This is a genomic window from Corynebacterium sp. HMSC055A01, from assembly GCF_001809405.1.
Lineage (GTDB): Bacteria > Actinomycetota > Actinomycetes > Mycobacteriales > Mycobacteriaceae > Corynebacterium > Corynebacterium hesseae.
On record NZ_KV797597.1, the window covers coordinates 21,076 to 41,684 of the forward strand.

A 20,609-nucleotide genomic window follows, 5' to 3' on the forward strand; every position below is an offset into this window, starting at 1 on the left:
ATGGGTCAACACAGTCCCTTGGCCGAAGCCGATGGTGTGTGATTGTCCCCCGTTAATGTGTCTGCGAGTTTACGGGAAGATTCTTCTGTCCGCTACGCGCCGCGTCTACTGCGCCGCACGCACGCGTTGCGCACGACGCAGCGCATCCTGGCATTCCAGCAGCACGCGGCGTAGCGCCCGAGGGTGCTCGCTGCTCAGGAGCTCGCTGGTGGCGGCGTCGGCCATCGCGAGATCCGGGTAGAGCCCGCGCACGAGGCGGTTAGCAATCTCGATGGGGTGCTCCTCCCACAGCTTCGTCAGAGAGTCGAAATACTCCTGGGCAAAGGCCTCGGTGAGGTGGGCCGAGCGCGGGGCGTTAAACGCCGCGAGCAGGGAATCCACCTCCGCGTTGGAGTACTTGCCCGGCGTGCGCACGAGGTCAAAGACTTCGCGCTTCAGCTCGGCAGATGGGAAAGCGTGGGAGGCGCCCAGGTAGGCGGCGGCACCGGTGAGCGTGTTGTCCCGCTCCTTCTCAGCCTCCAGCTCCTCGGCGCCGACGGCATCGCGGGCGGCCAGCGCGCGGAGGATGGCCCAGCGGATGTCCGGGTCGAGGGCGAGGCCGTCGAGGGAGCCGTCGTACAGCGCGCGCAGGCGCTGCGTGCCGGATTCCTCCGGCGTGGCCGCGAGTGCCTGGATGGCGGCGCGTGCGACGGTGAGCTGGGCGTCGGAGCCAGCAGGGGCGGCCTGCAGCACCTCCCAGAGGCGCTCAGCGTAGTCGGCGCGGATCTCCTCGCGAACATCCTCGCTCACGAAGTGGTCGATGGCATAGCGGGCATTGGCAAAGGCTGTGGTCAGAAGCGTGGGGTTGGACTCCGCCGGGGCGTGGTTGAGCACCGTGTCCAGGTAAGAGCGTACCGGCCACTCGCCATCGCGGGTGAGATTCCACAGGGAAGTCCAGATGACCGCGCGGGAAAGCTCATCCGGAACTTCAGACAGGCGCGTGCGGATGGTGTCCAGGGAGGTCTCGTCGAAGCGGACCTTGGCGTAGGTGTGGTCGGCGTCGTTAAGCAGCAGCAACGCAGGTGCCTGAAGTCCCGATGCCTCATCGAGGATGGTGCGCTCGCCCTCCAGATCGACGTCGAGGGTGGCGTACTTGTTCAGGGAGTCATCGAAGAGTGCCACGTTGAGGCGGTGCGGGCGCGTGGTGTCCTCGGCTTCCACCGCGATGGCGAGCTCGTGGATCTTATCGCCGTCCGTGTGCAGCTCCGGGGTGAGCGTGTCCGGGCCCCACGTGCGCAGCCAGGCGGTGGACCAGGCGTCCAGGTCGCGGTCGGTGTGCTTCTTCAGCGCCGTGAGCAGGTCCTCGAAGGTGGCGGCAGCAAAGGCGTGCTCCTGGAAGTAGTCGCGCGCGCCGGCGTAGAAGTTCTCCCGGCCCACGTAGTGCACCAGCTGCTTGAGCACCGCTGCACCCTTGGCATAAGTAATGCCGTCGAAGTTCTGGCGCGCGGCATCGACGTCCGGGATCTCGGCCTTGATCGGGTGCGTGGTGGGCAGCTGATCCTGCAGGTACGCCCAGTTCTTTCGTTGCCCGGCGAAGTTCACCCACGCCTCGGTGTATTCGGTGGCGTGGACTGAGGAATCCGCGCCCATGAATTCCGCGAAGGACTCCTTGAGCCACAGGTCATCCCACCACTGCGGGGTGACCAGGTCACCGAACCACATGTGAGACATCTCGTGCAGGATGGTATTCGTGCGCCCGGCATGCTGCGCGCGGGTGGCGGCGGAACGGAAGAGATAGTGCTCCGTAAAGGTCACGAGGCCGGGGTTCTCCATGGCGCCCAGGTTGTACTCCGGAACGAAGATGGAATCATACTTGCCCCACGGGTACGGGTAGCCAAAGTTGCTGTGGAAGAAGTCCATGCCTTGTGCTGTGACCTGCAGGATTTCATCATCCAGATACTCCGCCATGGAGGCGCGGGCAAAGGCGCGCAGCTCCACTTCCAAGGAGCCATCGGGTGCGGTCCAGGTGCTGTGCTTCTCGACGTACGGCCCAGCCGCAAACGCCGTCAAATACGTCGACAGCAGAGGGGTCGGCGCGAAGTGTGCCACTTCCCCGCCCTCAGTCTTCTCGCGGCTGACCTCCGGTTGATTGCTGAGCAGCTGCCAGCCCTGCGGGCCGGTGAGGTGCACCTCGTAGCTGGCCTTGAGATCCGGCTGGTCAAAGCAGGGGAAGATGCGGCGGGCATCGGATGGCTCGAGGTGTGAGTAGAGGTAGGTGGTGTCATCGGCCTGGTCGTGCATGCGGTGCAGGCCCTGGCCGGTGCGGGAGTAATAGGAGGAGCCGGTGATCTCCACGGTGAGTTCCTCCCCCACTGGAAGATTGCTCAGGTAGATCCGTGCGCCGTCGAAGGTGTTCTCCACCTCCTCGCCGTTGACGCGCACTGCGTGCACGGCCTTGCCCAAGTAATCCACGAAGGTCTCAGGCTCGGTGGTGGTGAAGCCAATGCGCGAGGTGACCTCGTAAGAGTCGGCGTCGGTGGGCGCGCTCGTGACGTCGAGGTGCAGCTCGTAGGTGCTCAAACGCAGCGCGGCGCTGCGGGCGGTGGCTTCTGCATGGGTGAGGTTTGCGGTAGTCATGCGCTACATCTTAAACGTCGCTGCGGTGCGTATCACAGGTAAGCCGCCCGGAGTTGTTTATTACTCGGTTGTGGCGCCTTAGTTGTCAAAAAGTTGTTGCCCGCAGTACCGAAATGGGCACTACGGGCAACAACTAAAAACTACTTCTCAAGGCGAGGTATCGCGCTTGAGGGCTTACTGCTTGATGGCAGAAACCTCGAGCTCGATCTTGATCTCCTCGGAGACGAGCACGCCGCCGGTCTTCAGCGGAGCGTTGAAGTCGATGCCGAAGTCGGTGCGGTTAATGGAGGTCTTAGCCTCGAAGCCAAGGCGGGTGTTGCGGAAGGGATCCTCGGCCACGCCGGTCTCTTCTACCTTGAAATCGACGGACTTGGTGGTGCCCTTGATGGTGAGGTCACCGGTGACGGTGCCCTCACCCTCGTCGTTAACGTCGAACTTGGTCGCGGTGAAGGTCATCTCTGGGAACTTCTCAACATCGAAGAAGTCCTCATTCTTCACGTGTGCATCGCGGTCGGCGTTCTTGGTATCGATGGATGCCGTCTTTACCGTGGCGGTGGCGGCGGAGTCAGTAATGTTCTCCCCTACGGTCAGGGTGCCTTCGAACTCGTTGAAGTTGCCGCGCACCTTGGTGATCATGGCGTGGCGAGCTACAAAGCCGATAGTGGTGTGTGCCGGATCCAGTGCGTAGGTTCCTGCGGTGATAGTCATGGTTTCCTCGTTTCTTCTAGGTTTCTCTAGATTGTTGACGTGACAACAATAATTATACGCTCCTTCACTCAGCTGTCAAGGGAAGAAATCGCAAGAACACTAAAGCCCCAGACCTGCAACCCGAAACCTGCAGGGCGTCGTCAAGCGCGTGGTGTGTCTGAGTCAGCGAGCAGGGAGTTTCGGGATCGAGGTCTGGGGAAATGCGTGAGGTGGTGGGTTAGTTGGTGGGGATGCCCACCAGGGTGGCCTCCTTCAGTGTCACGGAGCCGGATTTGGGCATGTCGGTGAAGACGATGAGGGCGCCGTCGAAGGCCACGGGCTTCTCCTTGAGCTCGATGTCTTGGCGCGCGTTGGTTAGCGTGCCGTGTGCGAGCTCGGTGAGCTTGCCGGAGTCAGGATCCGTGGGGTCAAAATCCTTGGTATTAACGCCATAGACTTCGTACTTGGCGCCGGTGGACTTGCTCTGCTGAAGCGGAAGCGCTCGGAGTTGCGTGGGCTTGTCAATGCTGAGCAGGAGTCCAGTGTCTGCCTTCTTCGTGGACCATGAACCAGAAACTTCCTTGCCCTCCGGAACGGAGGTGGTCTTGACGTCCTTCAGGAGCACCGGCGGCACGTTGGGGAATGAGGTTTCAGTCGTCGATTCGCTCTTCGTCACCACTGGGGAAGTCTTCTCATTACCCACATGAGACAGGATCCACACGCTGAGCGCGGCCATCGCCACGACGAAGAGGGTGGCCAGCGCGCCTAGGACGATGATGCCGGAGCCAGAATAGCCGCGGCCGCCGAAACCCGGAGCGGGGCTCGGGTCCTCCTTGCGCGGGGTCTCCTCCACTGGAATCTGGAGGGTCTCCTCGCCGTCGTCGCCATCGCCGGCGAAGGCCGCCAAGCGGTTGGCGATGTCCTCGAGATCGGAGTCTTGGCCCTCCTCGGCGTCGGCAGCAATCTCCTGTAGCACCTCCGGTGTCGGACTGGTGGATTCCACGAGGAGCGAGATGGCGGAGGCCAGCGCCGAGCGGTCAGTCTCCTCATCGTTGCTGTGCAACACCGCGGGGAAGGCCAGGGTGGCAATGCCCTCAGTGGAAATGCGGATGCGGTTGCGGTTCTCAATTCCCAGCACGAGGCCCGCCGCATGGGCGGCAGCCGTGGTGCGCACCAGCGGGACCAAGGCGTGGGCGACGGCGCGCGGATCGAGGTCTTCATCCTCCGACACCGTCTTCAGGGAGGTGCCCTCCACCCAGTCCGCCACGACGAGGCAGCCCTGGCGGTAAGACAGGATGTCGATGTTCTCCGCCATGGCATCCAGTTCCATCTCAGCCAGGCGGCGCGTGGCGCGGGAGACCTCCGCGGAGCGGCGGGCGGCTACCGCCGGGGTGGCCGGTGCCATCGGAGCCTCGCCCGTGGTGTCCACGAATGTCAGCGATACAAGGCGGCCGGTGGCCTGCTCGCGCGCCTTCCAGAAGCGGGTACCCGCGGCGGAGCCGTAGTCCTTGAGGAGGCGGAAGCGGCCATCGGAGACCGGGGCGCCCGGCACCAGGCGTGGACCGCGGACGATACCGGCAGACATCGGCGGCGGTACCGGCGAGGAGTTGAAGGCATCCACGCTGAAGATCGGCTGGATCTCCAGCTGCTCTGGGGCCTCGACCTCGATGGCCTCGGCATGCTCGATCTTGATGATGCGGGACATGCCGGGGATGCGCTGCAGCTGGCGGCCAAGGTTGATGACTTCCGGCAAGCCCGAGCGCGAAAGCACGATGCCGGTGACAGCCACGAAGATGAGGCCCGCCACGGCAAGCTTCAGCAGGTACACGAACGGCGGCACCTGCTCCGGGAGCACGAGGTTGATGACGTAATTGATGACGAAGGCCACCACGAGGCCCACGAGGGAGGCCAGCACTGACCAGATAGTCGTCGCGATAACCGCGCGGCCACCCAGGCTGCCCAGCTTTCGCTTGAGCAGGAAGCCGCCGATCACCGCGCCGGCCACGAAGCCGAAGCCATTGGCAGTGCCCAGAAGGACGACCACGCGGTCGGGGGAATCCGCCACGTGTGGGGCAAGCAGGGAGAGCACCGACTTGGTGAGCGTGATGCCGGCGATGATAAACGTCGGCGTCCACGCTTCTTCGCGGGCGTAGAAGACGCGCAGGTGCAGCAGCACGAGGGCGTATGGGATGAGGGTAAAGGCAGAGAAGCTCAGCGTGAGGCCGAGTACCTCGGCCGCCTTGGCGTTGAAGGCGCCGTATTGGAAAAGGCCGCGGGCGATCGGGATGCCGAATCCCGTCATGAAGATGACGATGGGAATCAGGGCGATAAACGTCAGCTTCGTGCCCAGCGTGAGATCCCGGACCACGGCCTTGACGTCACCGTCCGCGGCGTTGCGGGACAAGCGCGGCATAATTGCGGTGAGCAGCGTGACGCCAATGACGCCATAGGGTACCTGCAGGAGAAGCCATGCCTGCTGGTAGATAAACGGCGCTTCTTTGTCCGCATGGGCCGCCACGCGGGAAGTGATGACGTAACCCAGCTGGGAAACCGCCACGTAGGCCACGATGGCCATGGCCATGCCGCCGAACTGCTTGAGGCGGTCATCTAGGCCCCACAGCGGCTTGAGGTTAATGCCCGCCTTCTTGAGATAAGGGAAAAGGATGAGGCATTGCACCACCACACCGGCCGTGGTACCTAGGGCTAGGAGCAGCACGTGCCGGTCCGTGATCGGCGAAGGCGCATCGGGATGCAAGCTGCCCGGCAGCAGCTGGTAGGCCACGAGCACCGTAATCGAGATGATGTTATTGACCACCGGTGCCCACGCGCCTGGCCCAAAGATGCTCTTGGTGTTGAGCACCGCTTGGAAGAGCGCGAAAAGCCCGTAGAAGAAGATCTGCGGCAGCAGCAAGTAGGCAAAGGAGGTGGCCTGCACGGCATTGACCTCGCCGTCCTCCGGCAACATCATGCGTGTCAACTGCGGGGCAAAGATACAGGAAAGCACCGTGATCGTGGCCAACAGGGAGAAGGCCAGCGTGAAGAGGCGCCGGACAAAGTCCTCGCCACGGTCAGCGTCTTCCTTTTCCGCGCGTACCAACACGGGCACGACGAGCGAAGTCAGCACCGCGCCCAGCACGATCTCCGTGATGAGGTTGGGCAGCTGGTTCGCCGTGGTGAAGGCGGAGGAAACAGCCGGGCCGAGCGACGAGCCGATGAGCACGTTGCGGATGAATCCCGTGATGCGGGAAATCATCGTTGCAATGGCCATGGAGCCGGTCGCGCGGACGACGGCACCGTCGGAGTTCTTTTCGCCGGAGGGCTCACTCGAGGCAGTGGCGGTCTTGCCCTTCAGTCCCGAGCGGTCCTCGAGTTCGTCGTCGACAGCAACGACGCCACTCGGCGCGCGCTTTTCCGGTACTGGCGCCGGTGGCGAAGGCGTGACAATGCGTCGGCGGGCACCAGACTTAGGTTCATGTGTCATTGAGAAAACTATCCGTGAGACTTCTTTTTCTTCCACTTACCCAGCCGGAACAATGCGGCAAGGACGAGGGCGAGCGCGGCGATCGCGCCGACTCCATAGACGCTAACGATACCGGCACGCGTCTGCACCGTGATATCGATTGGATCCGAAATGAGGTGCTCAGATGGTGTTGCAAGCCATAGGCGCAGCGACATCTGGTCAACGTTGCTGGGCAGGTCAGCGGTCATGGACACGGTAATAGATCCCTTGGCCGGGATGTGAATCAAGTCCTGCGTGTTCAATGTGGCGCCGTCGGGGGCGTCGTAGGCTAGGTGGGCGTCGACAGGCAGCGGCAGGCCGTTCTCCGCCACGATGAGCAGCGGTGATGACTCTGAAACGCGGGTAAAGACGTTGCCCGGCGGGATGAGCGCCACGGAGGCGCGAAGCTCGCGGAGCATATCCGCGTTTTTCTCCAGCCGAGAGCGGCTCTGCTCTACCGAGGATGGAAAACCGTGGAGGCTGGAGCGGTCGGTAGCGCTGAGCGCCGTGAGGAGATCGCGGCGCAGGGGTGCCGTGAAGTTATAGCGCGTCATGGCGATACCGGGATCGTTGACCATGATGGACATCAGCTCATCGGTATAGCGCGCCTGCTGCGTCACCTGTGTGATCTCGGCGTCGTGGAAAGCTGCGGGATCTGGGTAGGGACTTCCGGGGCTGCCGCTGCCGGGCTCGATGGGCAGGGCGGCAACGGGACGGGGCTCGAGGCGCCCGGAATTGAGCAGGCGCTGCGCTGCTTCCATCACCGCGCGCGCGGCGGCAGGGTCCTGGAAGTTCGGCAGCTTGGCCACGGTCTCCTCTTGCGCGGACGCCACGCTTATCGACGCCCCCGCCGTCAGCGCCCTCGCCTGCTCCGAATCCATCGAAAAGTCGTAGCGCAGCTCCGGGTTGGAGTACCCAGTGGTCTGCGGCTTAGAACCGGTCTGGGCCAACAGTGCTCCGAGGGAGGCATCAAAGGTGGCGGCCTTACCGGCCCACTCGGAATTATCCGCTACCAGCAGCGGGACGGGCATCGCGTGCTCGCTTGTCCCTGAGGCAGGCGCGGTCAGTGGCGTGCTGAGCGGGGCACCGAGGACGCGCTCGATGGTGTCAGCGCCCTGCTCGACGGCCTCGTGGGTGAGCCACTCGTTTCCTACCTGGGCCACGGCATCGGAGTCTGCGTTAGCCCACGGCATGAGCATGCGGCAGTCCACCTTCTTCAGTTTCTCCAGCCATGCGGCGGCGTCTTGGGCGCCCGCGCCCGGCTTGCCGCGATCGGAATCGGCGCTGCTAAACCAGGAATCGCGCAGGCGCGTGGGGTGTTTGGCAGTAGAGGGGCGGGTCTCGTTGACGGTGTAGCCGGCGGACATGCGGTCGGCGGCGTCGACAAGCGCGGGGTCCAGGGCCACGCAGCCTGAACCGTGCAGATCATGCTGCAGGTAGGCGTCGAGCAGCTGATCGAGGCGCCCGCCCGGTGAGAGCTGTTCAGCGAGCTGCTCGCTTTCTAAGATGAGCTCCTCGCCGCCGGTATCTCCCGGCACGACGTCGACCTGGGCGGTCACGGGATAGATCAGTGAGAACTCGTGTTTGCTGTCGTCTTCTGCGTCGGGCGTCGGATCCTGATTTTCGCCCCTGAAATCCAGGATTGTCCGCTCTTCCGCAAAGCTCGTGGCCTGACCGTCGCGGGTGCCGGTGAGCGTAAATAGCAGTGGGTAGGCGCCGGGATCGGTGATGGCCAGCGTGGAGTCATCTCCCAACGCGGTGGGGACCTCCACGGTTACGTCGCGGCTCTCCCCCGGCTCCAGTGCTCCTGCGCCGAGCGAAGTCCCATAATAAGGAAAGGATCCCGCAGCGAGCTCTTGGCGGGCCTCCGTCGTGGAGTTCACAGCATTGCTGCGCCGGGAGGTTATCTGCAAGTCATCAACGGCGCTATCCGTCGGGTTGTGGATGCGCAGCTGGACTTTAAGCGTCTCCCCTACTCGCGCCTCCGTCGCGCTGAGCAAGCTGAGTTCGAGCTCATCGGGGCCGCGGGAGCCGAGCCAATAGTGGGAGTCGTTGCTCTCGGCGTCGGGAGTTTGTGCCTGGGCCACGGGGACGGCGCAGCCCACCGCCAGCGCCGTGATGGCAACCGCTGCGCGCCAACTCACCGCGGAGTCGCCTTTCCTGCGGCAGCTTCCTTTCGCGCGAGATCAGGGAGGAGGTCGTGGGCGATGCGGGCCAGCTTGCGCTCGTCCGCATAGGCAAGGTGCTCGATGAGCTCGGAGACCGGGATCCAGGAGACCTCGGTGACCTCCGGGTCCTCGTCATTCATGATGCCGTCCACGAAACGCAGCAGGTGGTGGTGCACGGTCTTGTGAATGCGCACGCCATCGGAGACGAACCAATAATCAATCATGCCCAGGTCCGCGAAGACCTTGCCGTGAATTCCGGTCTCCTCCCATACTTCGCGCTCGGCGGTGAGTTCCTTGGCCTCGCCGTTTTCCACATGGCCCTTGGGCATGGACCACAGCAGGCGCCCGCGGCGGTCCAACCTGCCGATGAGTGCCACATAGATCTGGGACAGGTCGACGTTGCCGTCTTCGTCGACGGCCTCCGCCAATCCGGACACGACGAGTCCGCCTGCGGACGTCTCATCCCGCGTGGTCATGCGGTTGGTGGACGTGCGCTGGGGGCGTCCCGTGCGGTGGTTCCGGTGGCCCGCGCCCCGCCGGCGGCGGCGCTTGGACCCTGGCGTGTTCTTAGTCATCCCTGCTAATCGTAGTAGACTTCGATCCGTGAATTTTCAGGACACTCAGCTAATCGGCGTTCTTGCTCGCGCGGACGCCACCGTCGCCCAGCTCAGTGGCCTCCTCAGTGGCCTGGTGGAACGCTTCGCGCTTCACGACGCCCCCCTCTACCTCGTCGGCGGCTCCGTCCGCGATGCCCTGCTCGGCCGCCTGGGCAATGATCTCGACTTCACCACCCCGGCCCGGCCCGACGTGGTGTATTCGATTCTGGAGGAGTGGGCGGAAACCGTGTGGGATACCGGCATCGACTTCGGTACTGTCTCGGCGGCTTATAAGGGCCAGCAGATTGAGATCACCACCTTCCGCTCTGATAGCTACGACGGCGATTCCCGCAACCCCGAGGTGGTCTACGGCGACACGCTCGAGGGCGATCTCGTGCGCCGCGATTTCAAGGTCAACGCCATGGCCATCGAGCTGCGCCCGGACGGTACCCGCGAATTCCACGATCCGATGGGCGGACTCGATGACCTGGCGAATCGCATCCTCGATACCCCGGATGCGCCGGAGATTTCCTTCCACGATGATCCTCTTCGCATGCTCCGCGCTGCGCGATTCGCGGCGCAGTTGGAGTTTGACGTCGCCCAGCGCGTGCGCGATGCCATGAAGGACATGGCCGCTGAAATCCAGCGCATCACCGTGGAGCGCGTGCAGGTGGAGCTCAACAAGCTCATCTGCGGTGTCGCGCCGTGGAAGGGTATTGACCTGCTTGTTGATTCCGGGATTGCTGATTATGTTTTTCCGGAGATCCCGGCTTTGCGCATGGCTCCCGACGAGCACGCGCAGCACAAGGACGTGTACGCGCACTCGCTGACTGTACTTCGGCAGGCCATGGAGCAGGAGGAAGACGGTCCCGATCTCATTCTTCGGTGGGCTGCCCTGCTCCATGACATTGGCAAGCCGGATACCCGCGACACCACCGACGGCAAGGTCAGCTTCCACCACCACGAGGTTGTTGGTGCGAAGCTCACCCGCAAGCGCCTGCGCAAGCTGAAATTCCCCAAGGCCACGACCGAAGATATCGGCCAGCTGGTCTACCTGCACATGCGTTTCCACGGTTTCGGCGATGGCCAGTGGACCGATTCCGCCGTGCGCCGCTATGTCACCGATGCCGGCGATCTTCTCCCGCGCCTGCACAAACTTGTGCGCGCCGATTGCACCACCCGCAATGAGCGCAAGGCCCGCCGCCTCCAGCGCACCTACGATCAGCTGGAGGAACGCATCGCGGATATCGCGGCCAAGGAAGACCTCGCTCGCGTACGCCCTGATCTCGACGGCAACGAGATCATGGAGATCCTCGGCCTTGAACCCGGCCCGGAGGTAGGCAAGGCCTGGTCTTACCTCAAGGAGCTGCGCCTCGAAGAAGGCCCCTTGGAGCGCGAAGTTGCTATTGCGAAGCTGCGCGAGTGGTGGAATTCTAGATAGGGATGTACGCAGACAGACTTTTCAACGCCCTCGAGCGCAATGATCCCGCCCCTGGCCAGCTCCTCGTGGCGGCTCCCGACGTCCTCGCGCCCCAGTACAATCGCTCCGTCATCCTCATCACCGAGCAACATGCCGGGCGTACGTATGGCGTGGATCTGACTAAGCGCTCCGAGGTCGCGGTCTTCAACGTCATGCCGGAGTGGCTGCCCGTGGTGGCTAAGCCGCAGGCCCTTTACATCGGCGGCCCGCACGACCAGCAGGCGGCCATCGGCGTGGCGCTGACCAAACAGGGCGTCGACATCGAGAAACAGCCTTCGTTGAGCCGCCTCGCCCCACGTGTGGCACTCGTCGATCTGCGCGTGGGTCCCGATGCCGTCACCGAACTGGTTGAAGGTATGCGTTTTTTCGCCGGTCATTTCGAGTGGGGCCCGGGCGAACTCGATGAGGAAATCGATCGTGGTGAGTGGTACGTGGCCCCTGCGCTGCCCCAGGACGTGGTCTCCTCCGGATCGACAGATACGTGGTCAGACGTCATGCGCCGCCAAGCCATGCCCCTGCCGTTGTTTGCTACTTTCCCGCGTTATATCGATGAAGATAATTAGAGTTCCTCTCCGCCCTCTGCGCTAACATCTCTGCCATGCGTGCGGAGATCATCAAGGCAATACGGACCTGCATGCCCATCGCCGTGGGGGTGGTGCCGCTGGGCCTCGCCTTCGGCGTGCTCATGGTCCAGACCGGTTTCGACTGGTGGTGGACCCCCATCTTTTCCATCGTTATTTACGCTGGTTCGATGGAGTTCCTCGCCATTTCCATGGTGACCGGCGGCGTGACGCCCGCCGTTGCCGCGGTGACGGGTTTCATGGTGAACTTCCGCCACATCTTCTACGGGTTAACCTTTCCGCGCGATGAGATTCGGAATCGTTTCGGCCGCGCCTATTCCACGTACGCGCTGACCGACGAATCCTATGCCGTCCTTTCTGCCTTCCCCCGTGTTTCGCGCCCGAGTGGTGCATTTGTCTTCACCGTGCAGCTTTTCTGCCAGGTGCTGTGGGTTGTCTCGGGCATCATTGGTGCGCTGGCAGGCCAGGCTATTCCGCCCTCGGTGAAGGGTCTGGATTTCGCCCTCGTTGCCTTGTTCATTGTCCTAGCGATTGATTCCTTCCAGAACAACATGGATTACTCGCTTCCGCTGTCTGCTGCGGTCCTGGGTGTCCTCGCGGGCTGTCTGTTTCCAGGGCAGCTACTCATGGTGGCGCTGAGCGCCTACTTCCTGCTCTTGGTGGTGCGCTACCTTTCCCCTCGTGTCGACAGCGCGATGATTCTACGCAGGGAGTCCTAATGCCAGCTGGAGTAACCCTGCTCAGCATCCTCGCCGTGCTTATCCCCGTCGGGGTGGTGACGGTTGTTTTGCGCTGGCTTCCCTTCGCCTTTGTGAAGGCCCTAAAGGATGGCCAATTCATCAGCATGCTGGGCTTCACTATGCCCGTGGGTGTGATGACGGTCCTGGTGGTTTACACCTTGTTTAGTCAGACCCAAGACACGGGAAGCTTTGTGGCTCCCCTTGTAGGTGCCGCGGCTACTGCCCTGTTGCACCTGTGGCGCCGCAACTCCGGCTTGTCCATCTTCGGAGGCACCGCCGTGTACATGCTGTTGATGAACGTGGTGCTTTAAAGGTCCCCGTAGAGGGCGATGGCCTCTGTCCACAAGGAGTGGAACTGGAAGGCGTCGATAAGCTCGGCATTGATGTCGGGGAATGCGTCGTAGGTGTCGGGGTGTGGAACCACGCGCTGTGGGACCTCGGCATTGCCCACTGAGGTCTCCGGTGTCGCAGCGCCGACGATGGAGTCATTCGGAGCGAGGGCGATCATGCGCAGCATGGAGCAGGCCTCAGCGTTGATTTCCTCAAGCTCCGCGATGTGTGTGGCGGTGCCGACCTCCGGGATGGTCATGGTGGTGCGAACATAAAGCTTTTTCATGTGCTCTCACTCTACCCGGGCGTAGCGTGCCGCCATAGACGCGCAGATCATCAATTGGACCTGGTGGTAAATCATGAGAGGAAGGATGAGCAGCCCCAACGAGGTGCCGCCGGAGGCAAAAATCACCGAGGCCATGGGTAATCCGGTGGCCAGGGATTTCTTTGACCCGCAGAACTGAATAGCAATGGTGTCTTCTCTGTTGAACCCCAGCTTCTGGCTGACCGCCTTGGTGAGCCAGAGCATAAAGAAGACGAATGCTGTTGAGAAGACAATCTGAAACAGAATCTGCCATACGCTAATCGACGCCCAGATCCCGTCCACCATTCCCTTAGAAAAGGCCGCATAGACGACCATCGCGATGGAGCCTCGGTCCACCACTTTCGTGGCTTTGCTTGCCGCGAGTTTGCCCACCCATTTTCTGGTGAGCTGGCCGAGCACGAAAGGTAGGAGCAGAAGAACAGAAATCTCAAAGAAAACAGAGCTATCGATGTGAATCCCTTCGCCGGCCCCCATGAGTGCCATGACGAGCAATGGCGTAAGCAGAACTCCAGCGAGGTTTGACGCAGACGCAGAGACGATTGCTCCGGGAACATTTCCGCGGGCGATTGAGGTAAAGGCTACCGACGATTGCACTGTTGACGGTACAAGCGTGAGGTAGAGAATTCCCAAGTAAAGATCGTTTGGGATGAACGCGGTGAGCGGGCGCAGTGCGAGGCCGATGACTGGGTAGACCACAAAGGTGAACGCCAGAATGGTCAGGTGGAGCTTCCAGTGTTTGATCCCGTTGATGGCTTCGCGCGTTGAGAGTCGGGCGCCGTAGAGAAAGAAGAGAAGAGCGATCGCTATATTCGTGAGGACATCGAAGCTGTCCGCAAAGCTTCCCCGCGCGGGAAAAACAATAGCGATTGCGACGGCGCACAGGATGAGGACGATGAGGGGGTCGAGTCTTTTTAGGCGCTCAATCATAGAAGAGAGTCTAGACGCCCCTCACGGTTTCACGTGAAACATCTTTTCAAACCCCCTGAGTCGCCAGGGATATCCATTAGGCGGAGACGTTTTTGACTGTTCCCCCGTTGTTTTCCACTCCGTACTCAGTGAGCGGTTTAGGGCTGGGGCCGCCGGTGACTTCGCCGCTGCTGAGGTCAAAGCTTGAGTAGTGACTCGTGCACGTGGCGGTCAAGCCTTCAATCTTCGTGATGAGGGAACCCTGGTGCGGGCAGGTCTGCGAATATGCTTTGAACTCTCCCTCGGTGGGTTGAGCGAAGATCACCTTGTCTACAATGATGGCGGAGCCAACGGGGATTTCCGTCGCTGCGACTTCCGCGGAAGGCTCCTTGCCACAGGCGGCGAGGTAGGCCCCAGCAAAGGTAGTCGCAGTACCGAGCAGGAAAAGGCGGCGTGAACACGTAGTCATGTGGATTACTCTATCTGATTCAGCGGCAGTGTAGGGAGAGGACAATGTGCTGTTAGCTAAGTTTGCCGTCCCACACGGGAAGCTCCTCTTCCCTGCTGCCGCTGAAATCGTAGGCACCGTATGATGTGCCGACATCGCTATAGATCGTCCCAGCTTCGTTGTGTGCTCCGCGACGTTCTCCGGCGAGTGCATATGTGGCCCCCGCGCCGAGGATGCTGAGGCTGAGCGCTGTTGCAGCGACGAGCCGTAGCGCTTTAGTTTTGGTGTTCTTGGTCATGAACACGATCGTGCGCCGCCCGACTCCTGTTGTCACGTCACATTGCCGTGTTCCCACGTAATTGATGTTTAGCTCTCAGTGCTCGCACAGGACAAAGAAAGGTGGCTACACCAATCATCGGGTCTACCCGGTGTTGAGCTGGCCACCTAAATATAGTTTGTGATGAAATCATATGGGGACTTCTGTTTGCCCAGAATACGTCACTGTGCTGAAAAAGCCGCTCTAGTCTCGGCCCGTTTTATCGGCGTGTTGTGCTGCGGCACGGATCGCGGAGACGTCGACAGCCGGCGCCTCTCCCCCGCAGCCGCCGTCGCCACAGTTGCAGGAATCGCCGCAACCATCGTCGTCTTTATGGGCTTGGTCCCACAGGTAGGCCGCGCGGGCACCCATGTTGGAGCCGATGGAGAGCGCGAGGACAGCTACGACGGCTGTGAGTGCGGGGATTAGCCACATCCAACCTTCAGCGCGAAGCGCGATAACACCACCGAAAACGAGAGCGATCCCTCCCAGGAACCAGAACGGGCCCGCAAGAGCGTGGGCGTTGTCCCATGCCTCCCGGGTTTTGCGGATCTCCGCGAGGCGCAATCCAACAACACTGTTGCCGGGGAGTTTACGGAGTGTGGCAAGGCCGCCGACGATGATGAGGACCGCGGCAAGGACGAGGAAGATGATTCCGACTACGAGCATGCGTCTAAGTCTATCCCGCCTCCTAGCTAGCGAGAAAGCTGGTTCAATTTATTCGTTTCGTGCTGTAATATACATTTCGTGTCGCTTGGTAGATAAATAAGCGTTTATCGCCGGGCGAGAAACTCGTAGTGGTATCAACCATAGAAAAGACTCAATCATGACATTCAAGAGTGTTCTCAACTCTCTGCTGTTCAAGATCCTCGTAGCGATAGTCTTGGGCATCATAGTTAGCCAATTTGCGCCGGAATGGTTCGGCAGGGCCTTCGCAACATACAACGGACTGTTCTCGAACTTCCTTGGCTTCTTCATCCCCATTCTCATTCTTGCTCTCGTGGCACCGGCAATCGCGGGCCTCGGGCGCGGCGCCGGCAAGTGGCTGGGTATTACTGCCGGGATTGCATATGGTTCCACTATCGTGGCAGGCCTCGTTGCCTACGGTTTGACCCAGGTCCTGTACCCCACGTTGCTTGGTGGGCAGACGCTCAACACTGATGTTGCTGACATCGATGCCGGAGCGCTCGAGCCCTACTTCACCGTTGAGATGCCGGCTCCATTCGAAGTTATGACGGCGCTGCTGTTGTCCTTCTGCGTTGGCGTGGCGATGACCACTGTGAAATCCGACAATCTTTACGCGATTACTAAAGAATTTGAGAACGTCGTCATCAAGGTGATCTGGGGCTTTGTGATTCCCCTCCTGCCGTTCTATATCTTTGGCATGTTCCTCTCCTTGGGCATGAATGGCAACATCGGGACGGTGCTGGTTGCCTTCGCCAAGGTTCTTTTGCTTGCGGTCCTCATGACGCTGGTTTACCTCGTGCTTCAATACATCATCGCCGGCGCAATTGCGGGTAAGAATCCATTCCGCGCATTGAAGAACATGACACCGGCCTACTTCACCGCGTTGGGTACTTCCTCTTCGGCGGCGACGATTCCGGTGACGTTGGACGCCGCGTTGAAGAACGGCATTTCCAAGCCCGTTGCTGGCTTCGTTATCCCCCTCTGTGCGACCATCCACCTTTCTGGTTCGATGATCAAGCTGACGTTGTACGCCTTCGCGATTGTGTACATGGCTGATGGTATGGAAGCAGATTTGGGTAAGGCCTTGGGCTTCATCCTGCTTCTTGGAATCATGATGATCGCGGCCCCCGGTGTTCCGGGCGGTGCCGTGATGGTTGCCGTTGGTCTGTTGCAATCCAATATGGGCTTTGATGATTCGATGGTGGCACTGATGATTGCCGCTTACATCGCTATCGATTCCGTGGGTACGGCCGCGAACGTTACTGGCGACGGCGCTATCGCCATGATTGTTGACCGTTTCGCTCGCAATAAAATTGATGGGTTGGAGGCCGAGGCCGACGCCTCTGCTGCCGACGAGGGGCTCAGCAGAGCTTAGGTTTCAAGCTTAGGTTTCACGTGAAACCCTGAAAGCTTCCCCCTCCCCTAGCTTGCGTTCCATTTCTGGTCTATACGTCTAGACCAATCAACTGGAAAGTTGGCCGCGGGAGGGGGATTTTTGTATGCCTGGTTGCCGACGTCGCGGGCCGCTCGGTCGTGCAAGGAGCTCCCAAAAACTCCGACGAAAACCGAGATGACTCTTGTGGGACGAGCTTAGAACATGTATTCTAAAGGTGGGAGTGGGGGAAGCAATTATCCGGCTAATTTAGGGATGCAGCTCCCCATGGGAATCACAACAAATTCTTCAACCTCGGTACCTACTGCGTATTTTTCTCACTCAAACCCGCATGATCCAGAATGTATGGCGGGTCAACTCATGCGAAGAATAGAGTATGAGTTTTGGTCACGTGTCCAGCCACCGCTCGACGCAGATTCAGACACTGCATTTATGACCCTTGGTCAAAAGACGGGAAAGTCTCCGGCACATGTGGCGCGGAATGTCATGGGGCTTATTCGTCTCAGTGAATTGCCGAAGGTGAAGGCGATGCAAGACTCTGAATACGTACTCGATATGCAAGCCTTGGTTGCTATTGATCAAGTACTGGCAAAGCTGGGCAACCCTATTGCTTCAGTTATCTCAGAGATCGATAGTCAATTGGCGGCGTGGCTAACACCGACTAAACCCAACCAGGTCTTTCCCAGCGCAGAAAAGATTCGGCGCAAGGTACGCGACATTGCTAAGGTCTTGGATGATTCAATCGCGTTCCGGGATAAGCGGAAGAACCGGTATTCACTCCTCACCCGGGGAGAACGTGCCTCGATCGAGTTAGAGGTCGATAGTAACGTCGGCGTCGTAATCCACGAGACAATCAAGCTGGCCGCAAAAGAACATGACGTCTCAATGGCGGATGCCTTAGTTCTCCTCATTACGGGCAAGATTCAGCCGGAGGCTGGAAAAGTTGTTGTGCATGAATTCAAAGCCACTGACGTGGAGGGAGCGCCGGTCTATGTTCAGGGACACGGCTGGACCGGTGAAGGAGTGCCGGCGTCGAGAACTGTGACGAGAGACTTTAGTGCAGCACCAGAACCGTGCGAAGGCTACCAGCCCTCAGATGTCACGCGAAAGTATGTCGAGGGGCGCGACGGGACCTGCCGGGCGCCTGGCTGTAATCGACCGGCGTGGACATGTCAATTGGACCACAGGATTAACTACGCCGACGGTGGCCCTACGCACCCATCTAACCTGGTTGCCCTTTGTCAGCACCACCACAACATGAAAACTGACGGACGGGCTTTCTATATCCTGGACCCAGTTACTGGTGATGTTGTCTGGTTGTTCGAGGACGGCACCTGGGCGGTGACTGAAGCAACCGGTCCTCTGGCCCCGGCATCTAAGGTGTGGGCACGAACCGTCGCGGAAGACTTCATTGCTCACCGGCGGAAGATGCACGAAGAGGCCAAAGCCTTGAAGGTTGAGCTTGATGGCGGAGAGTTGGTCGAAGTCTTCGACAGGACGGACCCGGCGGATCGCTACTCGAACGCATCCGATGATATCCCCTTCTGAGGGCCAAGAGACTATCGCTGTTGGGGATTAGGGAATTAAGGAGGCTTTGGAAGGCACAGAAGGCGGCATTATTATTGATTGCTGGCTACAACGACGGTAGCCGATGGGCTTGTGCATATGGAACACGCGCTGTTTCACGTGAAACGACCCCTTCCATCGTGACGCGTGGTGGCGCACGACGTGATGGAAGAGGCCGAGGTGGGTCAGGATTGTTCGGGAAAGCGCTTAGCCAACGGCACGCTTGGTAGCAGCCTTCATCTTGGATACGAAGTCGGTGACTGCAGAGGCGAGTCCGTCGGTGGGCTTGTTGTTCTCGTCGAGGTGAGCGTCGACAATCTTCGTTAAAGCAGATCCGGTGATGGCCCCAGCTGCGCCAGCGGAGATGGCATCGGCGACATGCTGAGGGGTTGAGATCCCAAAGCCAAGGAGAATCGGTGCCCCACCAAAGCGTTTCACGTTGTTCACTACATCAACGAGCCCGCGGGTTTCCGATTCCTTCTCGGTGCCGGTGACGCCGTCGCGAGAGATTGCGTAAATGTAGCCCCTCGAGTATTGAGCCACGCCCTGGAGGGTCTGCTCCGAGGCTTGTGCCGGGGCGATGAAGATCGGGTCAATGCCGGCCTTGTCGGCGGCGGCGACGAAAGGTGCGCCTTCGCGGACGGGGACGTCGGGAAGCAAGATGCTATCAGCACCCGCTTCTTGAAACTCGGAGTAGAAGGTCTCCAACCCACGAGTGAAGGGAACATTGCCATAGATGAGCATGCCAATCGGAAGGTCTGGGAATTCGGCTCGAATCTGGCGGATTTGGGCGATGGCGGAATCAACCGTTGCCCCTCCTTCGAGCGCGCGGATGTGTGAGGCCTGAATGGTGGGACCGTCGGCAACAGGGTCCGAAAAGGGGACGCCGAGTTCGAGCGCATCGGCCCCGCCGGCGACGGCCGCGCGAACGATGTCGAGGGCAGTGTCTGGGTCGGGATCGCTCAACATGATGAAGGGAACGAAGGCCCCTTCATTGCGGGCGGCAAGGTTGGAGAAGAGTTTCTCGTATCGGCTCATTACTTGTCCTCCGTGATCTTGAATTCGGGGTGCGCGTCGAGGGTGCGGCGGACGTGGTCGATGTCTTTGTCGCCGCGCCCGGAAAGGGAAACGAGAATGGTGATGTCCTCATCTTTGCGCTTAAGCGCATAGGCCAGGGCGTGTGAGGATTCAAGGGCGGGAATGATGCCTTCGCGGCGGCTGAGGATTTGGAACGCTTCAAGTGCCTCCGCGTCGGTGATGCCGACATAGGTGGCGCGGCCCGTCTGCGCCAGGTGAGCATGCTGTGGACCGACGCCGGGGTAATCGAGGCCGGCGGAGATGGAATAGGACTCCTCTACTTGACCGTCGGCATTGCGCATGAGGTAGGAGCGGGCGCCGTGGAGGATGCCAATGGTGCCATTGTTGATCGTGGCACCGTGGTGTCCGGAATCGAGGCCCTCTCCCCCAGGCTCGGCGCCGACGAGCTCGACCGACTCCTCGTCGATGAAATCCGCGAACATGCCGATGGCATTGGAGCCGCCGCCGACGCAGGCGACGACCACGTCGGGAAGCCCGCCCGTGCGCTCAAGCATTTGGGCCTTGGCTTCCTCGGAAATCACCCTGTGGAACTCGCGGACAATCGTGGGGAAAGGATGGGGGCCGGCAGCGGTGCCGAGCAGGTAGTGGGATTCGTGGAACGTTGCGGTCCAATCGCGCAGCGCCTCATTAACGGCATCTTTGAGGGTGCCAGATCCGGAGTCCACCGGAATGACCTTCGCGCCCATGAGCTCCATGCGGTAGACATTGGGCTGTTGCCTCTCGACGTCTTTAGCGCCCATGTAGATGACGCACTCAAGATCGAGCAGCGCGCAGGCAAGCGCAGTCGCGGTCCCGTGCTGGCCCGCGCCGGTCTCAGCGATAATGCGGGTCTTTCCCATGCGCTTGGCCAAGAGCGCTTGGCCAATCACCTGGTTGGTCTTGTGGGCGCCGCCGTGGACGAGGTCCTCCCTCTTGAGGAAAATACGTGCCTTTCCACCGAGCTTAGTTGCCTCGGTGAGAGGGGTGGGACGGCCAAGGTAGTCACGAAGATAGCCGGACAGTTCTTTGCGGAAGGCGGGATCGTTTTGCGCTTCGACGAAGGCCTTCTCGAGTTGGTCGAGTGCGGGAATGAGAGACTCGGGGACAAACTGTCCGCCGAACTCGCCGAAATACGCGGGAAGGAGGGTTTCCCTCGCGTCTTGTGGGTTAGTCATGGTGTTCCTTTTGGGTAGG

At 60.7% G+C, this 20,609-nt stretch carries 18 protein-coding genes; 6 read left to right on the plus strand and 12 right to left on the minus strand.

Annotation, left to right across the window (positions count from 1 at the left end):
- Nucleotides 1-105: 105 nt before the first annotated feature.
- The 5 genes from pepN to HMPREF2604_RS12305 form a co-directional block, all read right to left on the minus strand.
- A complete protein-coding gene (pepN, locus tag HMPREF2604_RS12285; protein ID WP_070565628.1) occupies nt 106-2,616 on the minus strand; it encodes an aminopeptidase N in 2,511 nt (836 codons plus the stop codon).
- Nucleotides 2,617-2,790: 174 nt separating this feature from the next.
- Nucleotides 2,791-3,324 carry a YceI family protein gene (locus HMPREF2604_RS12290; RefSeq protein WP_070533609.1) on the minus strand — a complete coding sequence of 178 codons (534 nt, stop codon included), beginning with the start codon at nt 3,322-3,324 and terminating at the stop codon, nt 2,791-2,793.
- A gap of 217 nt (nt 3,325-3,541) precedes the next feature.
- Nucleotides 3,542-6,784 carry a murein biosynthesis integral membrane protein MurJ gene (murJ, locus tag HMPREF2604_RS12295; protein ID WP_070565630.1) on the minus strand — a complete coding sequence of 1,081 codons (3,243 nt, stop codon included), beginning with the start codon at nt 6,782-6,784 and terminating at the stop codon, nt 3,542-3,544.
- Between the two features lie 8 nt (nt 6,785-6,792).
- Nucleotides 6,793-8,946, minus strand: a complete 2,154-nt coding sequence (locus HMPREF2604_RS12300; protein ID WP_070565632.1) for a hypothetical protein — start codon at nt 8,944-8,946, stop codon at nt 6,793-6,795.
- Nucleotides 8,943-9,545, minus strand: a complete 603-nt coding sequence (locus HMPREF2604_RS12305) for an NUDIX hydrolase (RefSeq protein WP_010188049.1) — start codon at nt 9,543-9,545, stop codon at nt 8,943-8,945. The genes HMPREF2604_RS12300 and HMPREF2604_RS12305 overlap by 4 nt, the downstream gene beginning before the upstream one ends.
- Nucleotides 9,546-9,573: 28 nt before the next feature.
- Between HMPREF2604_RS12305 and HMPREF2604_RS12310 the strand changes: the two genes are divergently transcribed.
- Genes HMPREF2604_RS12310 through HMPREF2604_RS12325 form a run of 4 tightly spaced genes read left to right on the plus strand, consistent with a single transcriptional unit; the run spans nt 9,574 to nt 12,678 of the window.
- Entirely contained in the window at nt 9,574-11,007 is a 1,434-nt protein-coding gene (locus HMPREF2604_RS12310; protein ID WP_070565634.1) for a CCA tRNA nucleotidyltransferase, read from the plus strand.
- 2 nt (nt 11,008-11,009) lie between these two features.
- On the plus strand, nt 11,010-11,609 hold the full coding sequence (locus HMPREF2604_RS12315; protein ID WP_070521889.1) for a YqgE/AlgH family protein: 600 nt from the start codon (nt 11,010-11,012) through the stop codon (nt 11,607-11,609).
- 35 nt (nt 11,610-11,644) lie between these two features.
- Nucleotides 11,645-12,346, plus strand: coding sequence for an AzlC family ABC transporter permease (locus tag HMPREF2604_RS12320; RefSeq protein ID WP_070565636.1), 702 nt, complete (start codon nt 11,645-11,647; stop codon nt 12,344-12,346).
- Nucleotides 12,346-12,678, plus strand: coding sequence for a branched-chain amino acid transporter permease (locus HMPREF2604_RS12325; protein ID WP_070565638.1), 333 nt, complete (start codon nt 12,346-12,348; stop codon nt 12,676-12,678). The genes HMPREF2604_RS12320 and HMPREF2604_RS12325 overlap by 1 nt, the downstream gene beginning before the upstream one ends.
- On the opposite strand, the gene HMPREF2604_RS12330 is transcribed toward HMPREF2604_RS12325, so the two are convergent.
- The 5 genes from HMPREF2604_RS12330 to HMPREF2604_RS12350 all read right to left on the minus strand — a co-directional run bounded on the left by HMPREF2604_RS12330 (nt 12,675) and on the right by HMPREF2604_RS12350 (nt 15,361).
- Complete coding sequence (locus HMPREF2604_RS12330; RefSeq protein ID WP_070565640.1) at nt 12,675-12,983, minus strand: hypothetical protein; 309 nt, start codon at nt 12,981-12,983, stop codon at nt 12,675-12,677. The genes HMPREF2604_RS12325 and HMPREF2604_RS12330 overlap by 4 nt on opposite strands.
- 6 nt (nt 12,984-12,989) lie before the next feature.
- Nucleotides 12,990-13,949, minus strand: a complete 960-nt coding sequence (locus tag HMPREF2604_RS12335; protein ID WP_070565642.1) for a bile acid:sodium symporter family protein — start codon at nt 13,947-13,949, stop codon at nt 12,990-12,992.
- Between the two features lie 76 nt (nt 13,950-14,025).
- Nucleotides 14,026-14,397, minus strand: coding sequence for a Rieske (2Fe-2S) protein (locus HMPREF2604_RS12340; RefSeq protein ID WP_070521874.1), 372 nt, complete (start codon nt 14,395-14,397; stop codon nt 14,026-14,028).
- Between the two features lie 52 nt (nt 14,398-14,449).
- On the minus strand, nt 14,450-14,674 hold the full coding sequence (locus HMPREF2604_RS12345; protein WP_070533626.1) for a hypothetical protein: 225 nt from the start codon (nt 14,672-14,674) through the stop codon (nt 14,450-14,452).
- Between the two features lie 222 nt (nt 14,675-14,896).
- A complete protein-coding gene (locus tag HMPREF2604_RS12350; protein WP_070563651.1) occupies nt 14,897-15,361 on the minus strand; it encodes an SdpI family protein in 465 nt (154 codons plus the stop codon).
- 157 nt (nt 15,362-15,518) lie between these two features.
- Between HMPREF2604_RS12350 and HMPREF2604_RS12355 the strand changes: the two genes are divergently transcribed.
- Nucleotides 15,519-16,754 (plus strand): dicarboxylate/amino acid:cation symporter, encoded by a 1,236-nt coding sequence (locus HMPREF2604_RS12355; protein WP_070565646.1) that lies wholly within the window; start codon nt 15,519-15,521, stop codon nt 16,752-16,754.
- A gap of 450 nt (nt 16,755-17,204) precedes the next feature.
- Nucleotides 17,205-18,320 (plus strand): HNH endonuclease signature motif containing protein, encoded by a 1,116-nt coding sequence (locus tag HMPREF2604_RS12360; RefSeq protein ID WP_246818430.1) that lies wholly within the window; start codon nt 17,205-17,207, stop codon nt 18,318-18,320.
- 225 nt (nt 18,321-18,545) lie between these two features.
- Here the strand turns inward: HMPREF2604_RS12360 and trpA are convergent, their stop codons facing one another.
- Nucleotides 18,546-19,376 carry a tryptophan synthase subunit alpha gene (gene trpA, locus HMPREF2604_RS12365; protein ID WP_070563645.1) on the minus strand — a complete coding sequence of 277 codons (831 nt, stop codon included), beginning with the start codon at nt 19,374-19,376 and terminating at the stop codon, nt 18,546-18,548.
- Nucleotides 19,376-20,590, minus strand: a complete 1,215-nt coding sequence (trpB, locus tag HMPREF2604_RS12370) for a tryptophan synthase subunit beta (RefSeq protein ID WP_070565648.1) — start codon at nt 20,588-20,590, stop codon at nt 19,376-19,378. Before trpB ends, trpA begins: the two co-directional genes overlap by 1 nt.
- Between the last annotated feature and the right edge of the window lie 19 nt (nt 20,591-20,609).

What these genes read in the sequence shown, in the direction of transcription:
- pepN (WP_070565628.1), bottom strand. Translation starts at nt 2,616, where the DNA reads ATGACTACCGCAAACCTCACCCATGCAGAAGCCACCGCCCGCAGCGCC.
- HMPREF2604_RS12290 (WP_070533609.1), bottom strand. Translation starts at nt 3,324, where the DNA reads ATGACTATCACCGCAGGAACCTACGCACTGGATCCGGCACACACCACT.
- murJ (WP_070565630.1), bottom strand. Translation starts at nt 6,784, where the DNA reads ATGACACATGAACCTAAGTCTGGTGCCCGCCGACGCATTGTCACGCCT.
- HMPREF2604_RS12305 (WP_010188049.1), bottom strand. Translation starts at nt 9,545, where the DNA reads ATGACTAAGAACACGCCAGGGTCCAAGCGCCGCCGCCGGCGGGGCGCG.
- HMPREF2604_RS12315 (WP_070521889.1), top strand. Translation starts at nt 11,010, where the DNA reads ATGTACGCAGACAGACTTTTCAACGCCCTCGAGCGCAATGATCCCGCC.
- HMPREF2604_RS12320 (WP_070565636.1), top strand. Translation starts at nt 11,645, where the DNA reads ATGCGTGCGGAGATCATCAAGGCAATACGGACCTGCATGCCCATCGCC.
- HMPREF2604_RS12325 (WP_070565638.1), top strand. Translation starts at nt 12,346, where the DNA reads ATGCCAGCTGGAGTAACCCTGCTCAGCATCCTCGCCGTGCTTATCCCC.
- HMPREF2604_RS12330 (WP_070565640.1), bottom strand. Translation starts at nt 12,983, where the DNA reads ATGAAAAAGCTTTATGTTCGCACCACCATGACCATCCCGGAGGTCGGC.
- HMPREF2604_RS12335 (WP_070565642.1), bottom strand. Translation starts at nt 13,949, where the DNA reads ATGATTGAGCGCCTAAAAAGACTCGACCCCCTCATCGTCCTCATCCTG.
- HMPREF2604_RS12340 (WP_070521874.1), bottom strand. Translation starts at nt 14,397, where the DNA reads ATGACTACGTGTTCACGCCGCCTTTTCCTGCTCGGTACTGCGACTACC.
- HMPREF2604_RS12345 (WP_070533626.1), bottom strand. Translation starts at nt 14,674, where the DNA reads ATGACCAAGAACACCAAAACTAAAGCGCTACGGCTCGTCGCTGCAACA.
- HMPREF2604_RS12350 (WP_070563651.1), bottom strand. Translation starts at nt 15,361, where the DNA reads ATGCTCGTAGTCGGAATCATCTTCCTCGTCCTTGCCGCGGTCCTCATC.
- HMPREF2604_RS12355 (WP_070565646.1), top strand. Translation starts at nt 15,519, where the DNA reads ATGACATTCAAGAGTGTTCTCAACTCTCTGCTGTTCAAGATCCTCGTA.
- HMPREF2604_RS12360 (WP_246818430.1), top strand. Translation starts at nt 17,205, where the DNA reads ATGACCCTTGGTCAAAAGACGGGAAAGTCTCCGGCACATGTGGCGCGG.
- trpA (WP_070563645.1), bottom strand. Translation starts at nt 19,376, where the DNA reads ATGAGCCGATACGAGAAACTCTTCTCCAACCTTGCCGCCCGCAATGAA.
- trpB (WP_070565648.1), bottom strand. Translation starts at nt 20,590, where the DNA reads ATGACTAACCCACAAGACGCGAGGGAAACCCTCCTTCCCGCGTATTTC.